Source organism: Proteus mirabilis ATCC 29906 (assembly GCF_000160755.1).
In the GTDB taxonomy this organism is placed as follows: Bacteria; Pseudomonadota; Gammaproteobacteria; order Enterobacterales; family Enterobacteriaceae; genus Proteus; species Proteus mirabilis.
The window spans coordinates 204,295-216,906 of the sequence record NZ_GG668582.1; the positions used below are offsets into that span (position 1 = coordinate 204,295).

Genomic DNA, 12,612 nt, shown 5'->3' on the forward strand with positions numbered 1-12,612 from the left:
TGTTGTTAAAAACGCTAACCGTTTATGACGGCTGGTGCAACGACCTGCATAACAAGCACCGCTAAGTAGGTCATGACCAGTGGTGCAAATGCCGCTTTAAACACTCCTAAAGCAACTATCAGCAAGGCTATTGATAATATAACCTTCAACCCTTCACTGAAAGCAAAAAGCCAGTTTATGCGAACTGAAGCTTCATTTTCATCTACTTTTTGTAAGCGTAGTAATAATAAAAATGCAATATTGGGTAACCAACATGCAATTCCACCTAAAAAAGCAGAAAAGCTCCAGTCTGTACTCTTAAAGTAGAAACCCGCACTGAGAATAACAAAAGTCATAAACTGCAAAAATAACAGTTTCAGTGCAACTTTCCCGCTGTAGAGGGAGACAGACATGACGTTTGTATTCTCCAGACTCGCTATCGTAAAAGGTATTACTGAATAATGTATCAAACTGTCTTTGCTATAAAGTGTCAAGTGACAAAAACGAGCAAATTATACGGGGCGTGGCAATGAATTCAATCAATAAGTAGCGAAAAAGTGAAGAATAATTTAAATTTTTTATGAAGGTTCCATTTATGGAAAATGATTAGCAACAAAAAGCGCAAAAATAATCAGCATAAACAGAAAAAATAATGTGATCTAGAACACATAAATTAGTATATAAATAAATTTTATTTCATAAAAATTATAATAGAGTTAACAAATAACTGCCTTTTTCTGAACAAAAACAGCCAAAAAGAAAAATAATTAATGATTTTTCAATTAAATAAATTAAATATTTTTGAGAATGCATAAATTTATTAATTTATTTTAGAAAGAAAAATAAAAAAATGAGGGGAATACAGGCAATTAAATAAAAAGATAATTATTTGTTACTTAATTGTAAAATATGGGTAAATATGGAATGACGCTATTTTATCCCTTAAAGTAAATAGCGATAACATTGTAAATGTTATCGCTAAAGCACAAAAAATGAAAAAAGAAGCCGATGAATAGCCGTCTACAGTTTAAAAAATAACCAGATGACGCTGTTCATTCAATTCGGGGATCGCTAAATTAATCACCTTTTCAGGCATCTTTAAACCATTTTCAGAAAGCTCATCAAGTTCTTCTTGATGAATCTGCCCTTTTAATGCATAAAAACGCCCGTGTTCTTCAGTGACTAAATGTGAACACCAAGAAAGCATATCTTTCATCGACGCAAAAGCACGACTAATCACACCATCAAATGGTTTTTCTACTTGATACTCTTCAACTCGATATTGCACAGGTTCGATATTATGCAGAGCTAATTCATGCTGAACTTGCTTCATAAAACGAACGCGTTTACCTAAGCTATCAAGTAACACAAAGTGGTGATCGGGACGCATTATTGCTAAAGGAATACCGGGCAATCCTGGCCCTGTACCAACATCAATGAAGTTGTTTCCTTCAAGGTATTGACTCACAACTATGCTGTCTAAAATATGACGAATAAGCATCTGTTGAGGATCTCTGACAGAGGTCAAATTATATGCTTTATTCCATTTATCGAGCATAGCAACATAAGCGGTTAATTTTTGAGCTTGAACATCAGTTAACTCAATATTGGCTTGCTTTGCCAGCTTTTTTAACCGATTAAGTAAGTCACTCATGATGCACTCCGGCGTAATAAACCTTGTTTTTTTAACCAAACAAGTAAAATTGAGATAGCTGCAGGTGTCACACCGGAGATCCGCGATGCCTGACCTATTGAAGTTGGCTTGTGATCGTTTAGTTTGGCAATGACTTCATTTGATAATCCACTCACCTGTTTGTAGTCGATATCAATAGGCAATGCAGCACTTTCATTACGCAGTTGTTTTTCAATCTCTTCTTGTTGACGATTGATATAACCTTCGTATTTTACTTGGATCTCAACTTGCTCTGCCGCTTGTGGTCTCGAATCATCAATACCAGGAGCAAAACGAGGGATCTTTTTCAAAATCTCATAGGTCATTTCAGGACGACGTAATAAGTCTTCCCCATTCGCCTCTTTAGACAGTGGCGTTTTAAGTAATTGATTGATTTCTTCTAGATTATCCGCTTTTGGATGAACCCAAATATCTCTTAAACGTTGACGCTCTTTTTCAACTAATTCGACTTTTTCACTAAATTGCGCCCAACGGTTGTCATCAACCATACCAAGTTCACGACCAATTTCAGTTAAACGTAAATCAGCATTGTCTTCACGTAACATCAAGCGATATTCAGCGCGTGAAGTAAACATTCGGTATGGCTCTTTCGTACCTAAGGTACAAAGATCATCAACTAATACACCAATGTAGGCTTGATCACGACGAGGGAACCAACCTTCTTGATCAAAAGCATAACGTGCCGCATTAAGACCTGCTAATAGACCTTGCGCTGCTGCTTCTTCATAACCGGTAGTGCCATTAATTTGGCCAGCAAAGAATAATCCGTTGATAAACTTACTTTCGAGTGTTTGTTTAAGATCACGGGGATCAAAAAAGTCATACTCTATCGCATAACCAGGTCGGATGATCTTGGCATTTTCCATACCTTTCATGGAATTTACTATTTGCATTTGAACATCAAAAGGTAAGCTTGTTGAAATACCATTAGGGTAAATTTCATTGCTTGTTAAGCCTTCAGGCTCTAAAAAGATTTGGTGTGAATTGCGATCAGCAAATCGCATCACTTTATCTTCAATTGATGGACAATAACGAGGGCCGATACCTTCAATAACCCCGGCATACATAGGACTGCGATCGAGGTTGTTACGAATTATTTCATGTGTTTGCTCATTAGTATGAGTAATATGGCAAGGCATCTGTTCAGGATGTTGATCCACATTACCTAAAAATGAGAAAACAGGCATTGGATTATCGCCTAACTGTGGCGCTAATTGACTAAAATCGATAGTTCTTGCATCAATACGAGGTGGTGTACCTGTTTTTAAGCGACCTACACGTAAAGGTAATTCTCTTAATCGATGTGATAAAGAGACTGATGGTGGATCACCTGCTCGGCCACCACTATAATTTTCTAAACCAATGTGGATTTTTCCATCAAGGAAAGTTCCTACGGTTAAAACTACCGCTTTAGCACGGAATTTTAATCCCATACGAGTGACTGCACCCGTTACTTGGTCATTTTCAACAATGAGATCTTCAACGGGTTGTTGGAAGATCATTAAATTAGGCTGATTTTCAAGGGTTGTGCGAATAGCTTGGCGATAAAGTACGCGATCGGCTTGTGCTCTTGTTGCTCTTACTGCTGGCCCTTTACTTGCATTAAGGGTTCTAAATTGAATACCAGCATGGTCGATGGCTGTGGCCATTAATCCACCCATGGCATCGATCTCTTTTACCAGATGCCCTTTACCAATCCCACCAATAGCTGGGTTACAAGACATTTGGCCCAAAGTATCAATATTGTGGGTCAGTAATAGGGTTTGACGCCCCATACGAGCTGCAGCCATAGCGGCTTCTGTACCGGCGTGACCACCACCGATGACAATGACGTCAAAATGTTCTGGATAAAACATGTGTGAACCTTAAATGTTACGAAATGCTGAATGTGTTGCATTGGGAAAACGAATTCTACTCAACTTTTTGACAGATACAAGTGAGCATGATCCGCAGGTAATTATTTAAAGATCTTTTTATTTAAAGATCTCTTTATTAGATCTTTTATTAAGGAAGCGATCCTCTGTGGATAAGTGGATTTTCTATTTAAAGATCATAAAAGTGTAAAGGATCATATACTGTGAATGATCCGTGATCTAGATGCTGATAAGCTGGGATCAAAACAGCGAGTTATACACAGGTCATTTCTGGATATAGGCTTATACAATGGATAACTACGGGTTAACCCCTGCTTTTAAGCATAGTTATCCACATCTGACTGCTGTTTTTTTGTTCGATTTAAAGTAAATTTTTCCAAGTTGTAAGCCATTCCTCTGCTGGATCTTCCGGAATGTCGTGTTCTTGTATATCTATTTCTAGGCGATCACCTAATCGAACAGCCCCTTTTTCTATTAGTTTTTGATCTAATGTTCTGATCGCACCACAGAAAGTGTCATATTCACTACTTCCTATACCTACAGCACCGAAAGAAACTTTACTTAGATCAATGCCGTCTGCTGAGATTTCGTCAGCAAATGGCTGGAGGTTATCTGGGAGCTCACCTGCACCGTGTGTGGAAGTGATCACCAACCAGATCCCTTCTTGCGGAAGATCATTAAGAGAAGGCCCATGGTGTAGATCTGTCTCAAATCCCTCTTTAGATAAGATCTCTTCGAGGTGTTCGGCGACATATTCAGCACTACCCATGGTGCTGCCACTAATTAGCGTGACTTTTTTCATTCATGATCTCCTTATGTTCAAGACGCGCTATTGTACGCTGTGAATCACTTGGGATCTACCTGTGGATAATGTGGTTATAAAAAAAATAGTTTTTTTTCGTTATGGCTTGATTGTCCTTGTTATCGGGTTTTGCAAAGAGATCAAGGTTTCTGTCGATTGGATTTCATCAATAGTCTGAATTTTGTTGATAAGTACGTCTTGAAGCGCTTCGATACTTTTACACATTACCTTAATAAAGATACTGTATTGACCTGTTGTATAATAAACCTCAACCACTTCATCTAACTTATCTAGCTTATCTAATGCGGTATGGTAGTCTTTGGCACTTTTTAAAATGATGCCAATAAAGCAGCAAACATCAAACCCTAGTTGTTTTTCACTTATATCTACGCGTGTCCCCGTAATAATTCCTGCTTGCTTCATTTTTTCAACACGAACATGAATTGTGCCCGGACTTACTGCAAATTTTTTAGCTAATTCAGCATAAGGTGTTCGAGCATTCGCCATTAAAGCGTGAAGTATGTCACGATCGAGATTATCGATCTGATAAATATTGTCCATAAAATCCCCCTGTTTTTAATGATAATGCATTTTTATAGTGTTTTTTTTAACGATTTTAAATAGGCAAGGCTATTTTTAATGAAGTATATTGAATTTACCCCCGCTTTTGTTGCTTAATCTATCTCAGCAAAACACAACATCGCCACTAGGGATATAAAAAATGGAAAAATCATTCATTCAGACTCAACAACAAATTAGCTTTGTTAAATCATATTTTTCACGTTTATTAGAAAAAGAATTAGGCCTGATTGAAGTTCAAGGACCGATCTTAAGTCGCCTTGGTGATGGAACTCAAGATAACTTATCTGGTCATGAGAAGGCCGTACAGGTTAAAGTGAAATCTTTACCTGATTCTACCTTTGAAGTTGTCCATTCATTAGCAAAATGGAAACGTAAAACATTAGGTCGTTTTGGATTTAGTTCTGGTCAAGGTCTTTATACACATATGAAAGCCTTGAGACCAGATGAAGATCGCTTAACGCCAATCCATTCTGTCTATGTTGATCAGTGGGATTGGGAAAAAGTGATGGAAGGTGAGGAGCGTACACTACCTTACCTTAAGCAGACAGTGGGTAAAATCTATCAGGCTATAAAAGAAACTGAAAAAGCCGTCAGCGATGAATTTGGTCTGACACCGTTCCTGCCAGATCAAATTCAATTTATTCACACTGAAGAACTGTTACGCCGCTACCCTGATCTTGATGCTAAAGGTCGTGAAAAAGCGATAGCTAAAGAATATGGTGCTGTTTTCTTAATCGGTATTGGTGGAAAACTATCAAGTGGCGAAGCTCATGATGTAAGAGCGCCAGATTATGATGACTGGACAACACCTAACGAAGATGGCTTTGCAGGGTTGAACGGCGATATTTTAGTTTGGAACCCAGTATTGCAAGATGCTTTTGAAGTGTCGTCAATGGGTATCCGCGTTGATCCAGAGACATTAATGCGTCAGCTAACTTTAACTGATGATACTCAACGTCTTGAGTTAGATTGGCACAAAGCATTAATGCATGGCGATATGCCACAAACAATTGGTGGCGGTATAGGTCAATCACGTTTAGTCATGCTACTTTTGCAAAAAGAGCATATTGGACAAGTACAATGTGGCGTTTGGCAACAAGACACCCGTTTAGCTTTTGCGGATATGCTGTAATTATTGACGCCAACGTCGTAGTAATCGACTTTTTAACCCAGTGTCAAAACGCCATATGTGGTCGAAAATTTTCATAATACTGGGTTTACCATAATTGGATAGGGTAACCGCATGGAAGCGATTATGCTGTTGCTGTTGGACTTTTTTGATTTTATTGATTAGGTTTTCGGGTAACCTTTGGGCAACAAAGTCAGAAATAACAACAGCATCAGCGTCTTTCCATGTGGGGGTATTAAGCTTATCTGCTACCTCATTTAAACAAGATGCTAAATCAGTTCCACCTCTAAATGTTTGATTCAAAAATTTAACAAGTTCTTGTAATCCATCAGAAGAAGATAATTGGTAATGGATCATTTCTGTTGAAAAAAGCATGACATGACAGGCACGGTTATCCGCTAGTGCTATTTTCATTAGCGCTAAACCAAAGGCTTTAGCACATTGCTCATTAAATCCCCCCATAGAGCCAGAAGTGTCGATACAAATGATAAAAGGGCCTCTTGGTCGTTCTTCATCAAGGTGATGAGTGACTGGGCGTAATACTGTGCGTTCCTGCCAACTATCACCCTGTAAACGATAAGTATTGAGCTGTTTTTCAATGAGTTTACGATAAAACTCATACTCAACTTCATTTATGCCTAATAAAGCTAGTTCAGCAGGTAATAAACGTAAAATATCATCACTTAAGCCTATACCATTTACTTGTTCTGGCGTGGTATCCGGTGCTTTTTCAACGATTGTTATTGATTCAAAAATCACACTCTCTTCAGGAAGCGATTTCGCCGTTTTACTTCGCCCCAGTAAGCTGGCCAATTTATGTAATTCAGGTTGTTGATTTAGAAAATCACTATAACGTTGAATAATTTTCTCATCATAGGGGGTTTTGGTAATAACGCCTTTGCTCATATCCCATAAACGGCCTGCAGCCCGTTCATTTTCAGAAAATGTATTACTTAAACTGCCACTTAATGCTAAGCGTTCTTGTAGTTCTGCAAGTAACTGCTCTTGCTCTTGTTCAAACAGTGCTTTATGTAATGTCGTGACTTGAAATATTAAACTAATGCGCCAGCGTTGAATAAATAGAGCTTGTTGAGCTGGGGAAAAAGGTTTATTTGTTTTTATTAGTTGTGTTGCTTCTATAACAAATGAAGAATCAAGCTGATTTAGTTCTGTAAGAATATTGTCCACTTGCTGATTAAAAACAGCATTACATAATGATTGCGTTTGCTGATAAAGTGCAAATTCATCTGCGATGATGGTCGGCACCAGTGTTTCTTTCACTTTTTCTTGTAAGCTTTTTTTCCATTGATAAATGTCTTTTAGTAATGCTTTTTTTAATCTTGGATGTTTTTCAAAAAAAACAGCTAATTGAGGAGAAGCTAATAAAGTGATAATCACTTCTTCTATAAGCTGTCCTTCGTTTATCGCTAAAAGCATATCGATGGTAGAAAGTGTTAGCATGGCATGGTCACTTTATTTGACTTCTTAATTGAGATAATTTTTCATTCAATTGCAAAAAGCTTTGTTCTATAGAAATGAGCCAATCATTATCAATAAAGATATTGGGTTGATGATGATTAAAATTTTCTTGTTCAGAATAAATCTCTTGGGTGAGATCTTTTAATTTATCTAACCATTGTTGATTATCTTCAATAGGCTCTGTTTTGATGCTTTCTGACTGTTGGTATAACGACGTTGTTCGGCGACTAACATCCAACACCTCTAAGACACCATCTTGACGAATTTGTGCATTAATAGATTGTGGGAAACCAATACCATTTAATCTGGCAGAGAGTTCATCACCTTTATCTAAGAAAGTTTCTAATGCTTTTTTTTCAACAGTTATAAAGTTAACTTGAATACTATGTATATGCAGTGGAATATGTAAAAACAGCGTAAATTTATCAGACTGCATTTTTTCTGATAATTTGAAATGTATATTTCTACCAAACATACTACTTTGTTTTTCAAAGCGAAATGCTTGTTGATCTTGTTTGCTTCTTGTCGATTGCATCCATTCTGCCCACAGATTTTCTATTTTCTGTAAAAGTGTTAGCTGGTGGTATGCTTGTTCTGTTAATAGTGTTTTTAATAAGTCATTTAGCAGCGCAAAAGAAGCTTGATCATGCCAAAGGCAATCTTTTAACAGAATAAGATCTAAAGGTGATATAGCACTACGACCATTAAAAAAAGCACTGGCCTGTAATAGACGAACCGCTTTTTTCCAACGCCTGTCTGAAACATAAGGTGCTGCATCACTTTTATCGAGTGAGTCGCGAAGTTGATAAATTAATTCGAATAAGTGGTCATTCAAAGTAATTTTTTCTAACTCTGTTTGCCAAAGTAAAAATTCTTCTGTTGTAATTTGTAGTTGTTCAGGAATACGAAAAGCGCTGACCTCTTTATTAACTAATAACGCCCGGAAGTTTTTTTTATCTTGTACTTTTGATAACCAAATTCTAATCAGCATTCGATCATAAAGCGCTTCAAGACTGCTGTCTGAATCAGGTAGTTCATTAGAAGCCGAAACTAACAAACGCATGGGAATACTTACTTCGTTTTCGCCATTGCGAAATTTACGTTCATTAATTGCCGTTAATAAGGTATTCAAAATAGCGGGACCGGCTTTCCATATTTCATCAAGAAAAACAATTTCGGCGTCAGGTAAATAACCTTCGGTTAAACGTTGGTATTTTCCTTCATCTTTTAATGCTTGAATGGATAGTGGACCAAAAATTTCTTCAGGTGTTGAAAAACGGGTCATTAAATATTCAAACGCTTTAGCGTGTTTAAATGCCTCTTTCATTCTTCTCGCAATTAAGCTTTTAGCAATACCTGGAGGACCTAGCAAAAAAACGCTCTCTCCACTTAAAGCCGTGAGTAAGCAAAGCCGTATCGCTGATTGACGTTCATAAAGCCCAGTTTCAAGGTATTGGCTAAGTTGTGAGATCCGTTCTGCAAGTTGCATAAAGGCTCCTAATTAGGGTACTTATTTTCGTTATAGAGATGAAACTATCAAAAAATGAGTAATGACATATAGTCAATTATTCAATTAGTACACAATTCGTTTATAACAAAAATCGATTCAGCTTCCTACTGCTTCTTTTGGTTCTTTTTTGTTTTGCTGGCGAAACGTTTCGATGGTGATCACGTTTTTTCATTAATGTTGCTGAGATGATCGATTTAAAATACGACATGTCATCAATTAATGGCATTAAAACATTATCACTTGATAGTAAGGAAATATCATGGAAGCGAAGAAATTAGTGATTTTAGGTAGTGTTAATGTCGATCATATTCTTAATGTTGCTCATTTTCCGCATCCTGGTGAAACTATTTCCGGTAATCAGTATCAGATGGTTTTTGGGGGTAAAGGTGCAAATCAAGCCGTCGCTGCAGGGCGTTGTGGTGCTAATATTACCTTTTTAGCTTGTCTTGGAAATGACGATATTGGTCAAAGTGCTAAAGCTCAGCTGATCACAGATAAAATAGATACAGATTGTATTGAATTAATTGATGATGAAGCCACGGGTGTTGCGTTGATTTTTGTTAATCAGCAAGGTGAAAACGTTATTGGTATACACGCTGGAGCCAATGGAAGGTTAAACAGAGAATATGTTGAACGTTATAACTCGGTGATTAAAAAAGCAGATGCTTTACTTATGCAATTAGAATCACCTCTAGATTCTGTATTAAAAGCGGCTCAAGTCGCTAAACAAGAAAGTGTGCAAGTTATATTAAACCCTGCACCAGCACAGGCTTTACCAGATGAATTATTATCTCTCGTTGATATCATTACACCTAATGAAACAGAAACTGAATACCTCACGGGGGTAAAAGTTATTGATGATGAAAGTGCTCAACGTGCATCTAATATATTACATGATAAAGGGATAGAAACCGTTTTAATTACTTTGGGTAGCCGTGGTGTTTGGGTTAGTCAAAACAATCAAGGAACGATGGTTCCGGCATTTAAAGTGACCGCAATAGATACTATTGCTGCAGGAGATACATTTAATGGCGCTTTTATAACGGCTTTATTAGAAGGTTTACCAATGATGAAGGCGATTAAATTTGCGCATGCAGCCGCCGCTATCGCTGTTACTCGTGCAGGAGCACAACCGTCAGTACCTTGGCGCCATGAAATTGAAGCTTTTTTGTCGCAGCATGACTAGCGTAAAAATAAGATTATCGCTATTTAGAGTGGCGTATAAAAGAGAGCTATAGGCTCTCTTTTATTTTTATATCTCAACTAATTAGTTTTCATTTTTCTTCTTATTAGTAAGATTATCACCATCATGCTTATTAAGTAATAAGAAGACAAATGAAGAGAGTAGTGTGATAGCGCCGACAGTAATAAAAGTATAATGGAAGTTATCTACCGTAGAGCCGGCATTTTCTGCATCAAAATAATTTAAGATAGAAGCACTTACTGCAATACCAAAACTAATCGCTAGTTGTTGAGTGACGGCTAAAACACTATTGCCTGAACTGGCATTATTGTCAGTTAAGTCAGCGAGTGAAATAGTATTCATCGAAGTAAACTGAATTGACATGACAACACCTAATAAAAAGAGTGGTATTACTAGGTAATAAATAGACATATCAGGTGATTGTAAGGAAAACTGTGCAATCATCAGACCTATAATAATGGTTATTCCAAATAGTGTCCGGCGATAGCTAAATGTCACTAAGACTTTTGTCACAAAGGATTTGGCGAGTATAGAGCCCAAAGCCATTGGTGCCATCATCATACCTGAGATAATAGCAGGATAGCCAAAACCTACTTGTAACATCAGTGGCATTAAGAAAGGAATGCATCCTGTTCCTAAGCGCGTTGCGATATTACCCGCAATACCGACAGAGAAAGTCCGTGTTTTGAATATATTTAATGGTATTAAGGGTTGCTGGTGGCGTTTAGCGTGATTGATATAGAGACCGAGTAAAAAGAAGCCACCTAAAATCACCGCAAGAGGGATATATCGAGAGATGTTTTTATCGCCAAAAAGATCGAGGCTGACGGATAACATGACTAAACCAAAACCAAAGAAAATAAAGCCGAGTAAGTCAAATTTACGTTTTGGCATCGTAAAATTAGGCATATGTTTTATGGCGTAAAAAATACCAAGTAAGCCAATAGGAATATTAATAATAAATATCCAATGCCAAGAAGCATAGGTGACAAGGATCCCTCCCAATAATGGACCCGCAATTGGCCCCACAAGCCCCGGCATGGTGACAAAGTTAAGAATGGGAAGGAGTTCGCTACGAGGATAAGCTCTTAATAAAGCAAGACGAGCAACCGGCATCATCATTGCACCACCTATTCCTTGTATAACCCGCGAAATTACCAAAAAAGCAAGGTTAGGAGAAAGTGCGCATAATAATGAACCGCCAGAAAAGAGTGAAACGGCGATAATGAAAATCTTGCGAGTTCCAAATCTATCAGCTAACCATCCACTTACAGGAATTAATAAAGCTACCGTTAAAGTATAGCTAATTACGGCTGATTGCATGGCGAGCGGGGAGTGATTAAGACTTTTAGCTATATCAGGGAGTGCCGTATTTAATATAGTCGCATCTAATGACTGCATAAAAAAAGCCATTGCAGCGATCCAGGGCAACCCTGACATATTTTTGGCGGATTTTAACATGTAACAGATACCGTCTTTCTTTTATATTTAGCTTATTAGCCAGTATAAACAAAAAGACAATAAAATCGTATTAAAAATACTCAGTCATTTATTAATAGTATTAAACAAAGATCACGCGCTCTATTTCCATCTCCTTCTATAATCGCTTGTACAATTTGATTATGAGTTTCAGGCTGTACTGTTTCATTGCCAACAATTAAATCAAAATATTTTTTGTAGGCAGATAGAAAAAGAGAACCAAAAGAAGCAAAAAATGGGTTACCACTGGCTTGATAGATTAGATAGTGAAATTGTGTATCAATATCTAACCAATGCTGACGGTTAAAGTTATCTTTGAGTAGCTGCATTTCTGTAGCTAGAAATAATAGAGACTCTTTTTGTGTCTCTGAAGCATGTAATGCAGCTAAATAACAGGCTTGAGGTTCTATTGCTAAACGAACATGATGGAAATAATGACTCACCTTATTAAATTCACCGCTATCTATCCACCAATTAAGTAAATCATTATCTAATAGATTCCAATTTTGCATTGGCGTAACTCGAGTACCTATTCTAGGCCGAGGTAGTAACATACCTTTTCCAGCAAGCATTTTTATTGCTTCACGAATAACAGTTCGACTGACTGAAAGTAGTTCAGCGAGTTCTATCTCACCAGGTAATAAAGATTCAGGTTCGTAGTATCCAGAAAGTATTTGTTTACCTAGCTTTTCAGCAACAATATAAGAAAGATTTTTTTGGGATGCTGAGCGTTGTTCGCTTAGTTGCATAATAATAGTTACCTTTACCATAATTTGCTTTCTATATTACGTGAGTAATAGCAATAAAGCTGTTTGGATTTTAATCTATCAGTGTAAAATTAGAGCATTTTCATTCGTTTTGTTGAAAAATAGAGCGAACGG

The 12,612-nt window shown here is 37.2% G+C and carries 11 protein-coding genes; 2 read left to right on the top strand and 9 right to left on the bottom strand.

Annotation, left to right across the window (positions count from 1 at the left end; all coding sequences use genetic code 11):
• Positions 1-14: 14 nt before the first annotated feature.
• From atpI to asnC, 5 genes are all read right to left on the bottom strand, one after another.
• Complete coding sequence (gene atpI, locus HMPREF0693_RS15905; RefSeq protein ID WP_004246598.1) at positions 15-392, bottom strand: F0F1 ATP synthase subunit I; 378 nt, start codon at positions 390-392, stop codon at positions 15-17.
• Between the two features lie 614 nt (positions 393-1,006).
• On the bottom strand, positions 1,007-1,633 hold the full coding sequence (gene rsmG / locus HMPREF0693_RS15910; protein WP_004246599.1) for a 16S rRNA (guanine(527)-N(7))-methyltransferase RsmG: 627 nt from the start codon (positions 1,631-1,633) through the stop codon (positions 1,007-1,009).
• Positions 1,630-3,528, bottom strand: coding sequence for a tRNA uridine-5-carboxymethylaminomethyl(34) synthesis enzyme MnmG (mnmG, locus tag HMPREF0693_RS15915; protein ID WP_004246600.1), 1,899 nt, complete (start codon positions 3,526-3,528; stop codon positions 1,630-1,632). The genes rsmG and mnmG overlap by 4 nt, the downstream gene beginning before the upstream one ends.
• A 379-nt stretch (positions 3,529-3,907) precedes the next feature.
• Positions 3,908-4,348, bottom strand: coding sequence for an FMN-binding protein MioC (mioC, locus tag HMPREF0693_RS15920; protein WP_004246601.1), 441 nt, complete (start codon positions 4,346-4,348; stop codon positions 3,908-3,910).
• A gap of 99 nt (positions 4,349-4,447) precedes the next feature.
• Positions 4,448-4,909, bottom strand: coding sequence for a transcriptional regulator AsnC (gene asnC, locus HMPREF0693_RS15925; RefSeq protein ID WP_004246603.1), 462 nt, complete (start codon positions 4,907-4,909; stop codon positions 4,448-4,450).
• A gap of 160 nt (positions 4,910-5,069) precedes the next feature.
• On the opposite strand from asnC, the gene asnA reads away from it, so the two are divergent.
• Positions 5,070-6,062, top strand: a complete 993-nt coding sequence (asnA, locus tag HMPREF0693_RS15930; protein WP_004246604.1) for an aspartate--ammonia ligase — start codon at positions 5,070-5,072, stop codon at positions 6,060-6,062.
• On the opposite strand, the gene viaA is transcribed toward asnA, so the two are convergent.
• A complete protein-coding gene (gene viaA, locus HMPREF0693_RS15935; protein WP_004246605.1) occupies positions 6,063-7,520 on the bottom strand; it encodes an ATPase RavA stimulator ViaA in 1,458 nt (485 codons plus the stop codon). It lies immediately after the preceding gene.
• A 7-nt stretch (positions 7,521-7,527) separates the two neighbouring features.
• Positions 7,528-9,027 carry an ATPase RavA gene (gene ravA / locus HMPREF0693_RS15940; RefSeq protein WP_004246606.1) on the bottom strand — a complete coding sequence of 500 codons (1,500 nt, stop codon included), beginning with the start codon at positions 9,025-9,027 and terminating at the stop codon, positions 7,528-7,530.
• 280 nt (positions 9,028-9,307) lie between these two features.
• On the opposite strand from ravA, the gene rbsK reads away from it, so the two are divergent.
• Positions 9,308-10,234, top strand: a complete 927-nt coding sequence (rbsK, locus tag HMPREF0693_RS15945; RefSeq protein ID WP_004246607.1) for a ribokinase — start codon at positions 9,308-9,310, stop codon at positions 10,232-10,234.
• A gap of 81 nt (positions 10,235-10,315) precedes the next feature.
• Here the strand turns inward: rbsK and mdtD are convergent, their stop codons facing one another.
• Entirely contained in the window at positions 10,316-11,713 is a 1,398-nt protein-coding gene (gene mdtD / locus HMPREF0693_RS15950; RefSeq protein ID WP_004246608.1) for a multidrug transporter subunit MdtD, read from the bottom strand.
• Between the two features lie 80 nt (positions 11,714-11,793).
• Entirely contained in the window at positions 11,794-12,480 is a 687-nt protein-coding gene (locus HMPREF0693_RS15955) for a FadR/GntR family transcriptional regulator (RefSeq protein ID WP_004249867.1), read from the bottom strand.
• Positions 12,481-12,612: the final 132 nt, after the last annotated feature.

What these genes read in the sequence shown, in the direction of transcription:
- ravA (WP_004246606.1), bottom strand. Translation starts at nt 9,027, where the DNA reads ATGCAACTTGCAGAACGGATCTCACAACTTAGCCAATACCTTGAAACT.
- mdtD (WP_004246608.1), bottom strand. Translation starts at nt 11,713, where the DNA reads ATGTTAAAATCCGCCAAAAATATGTCAGGGTTGCCCTGGATCGCTGCA.
- atpI (WP_004246598.1), bottom strand. Translation starts at nt 392, where the DNA reads ATGTCTGTCTCCCTCTACAGCGGGAAAGTTGCACTGAAACTGTTATTT.
- rsmG (WP_004246599.1), bottom strand. Translation starts at nt 1,633, where the DNA reads ATGAGTGACTTACTTAATCGGTTAAAAAAGCTGGCAAAGCAAGCCAAT.
- HMPREF0693_RS15955 (WP_004249867.1), bottom strand. Translation starts at nt 12,480, where the DNA reads ATGCAACTAAGCGAACAACGCTCAGCATCCCAAAAAAATCTTTCTTAT.
- mioC (WP_004246601.1), bottom strand. Translation starts at nt 4,348, where the DNA reads ATGAAAAAAGTCACGCTAATTAGTGGCAGCACCATGGGTAGTGCTGAA.
- asnC (WP_004246603.1), bottom strand. Translation starts at nt 4,909, where the DNA reads ATGGACAATATTTATCAGATCGATAATCTCGATCGTGACATACTTCAC.
- rbsK (WP_004246607.1), top strand. Translation starts at nt 9,308, where the DNA reads ATGGAAGCGAAGAAATTAGTGATTTTAGGTAGTGTTAATGTCGATCAT.
- viaA (WP_004246605.1), bottom strand. Translation starts at nt 7,520, where the DNA reads ATGCTAACACTTTCTACCATCGATATGCTTTTAGCGATAAACGAAGGA.
- mnmG (WP_004246600.1), bottom strand. Translation starts at nt 3,528, where the DNA reads ATGTTTTATCCAGAACATTTTGACGTCATTGTCATCGGTGGTGGTCAC.
- asnA (WP_004246604.1), top strand. Translation starts at nt 5,070, where the DNA reads ATGGAAAAATCATTCATTCAGACTCAACAACAAATTAGCTTTGTTAAA.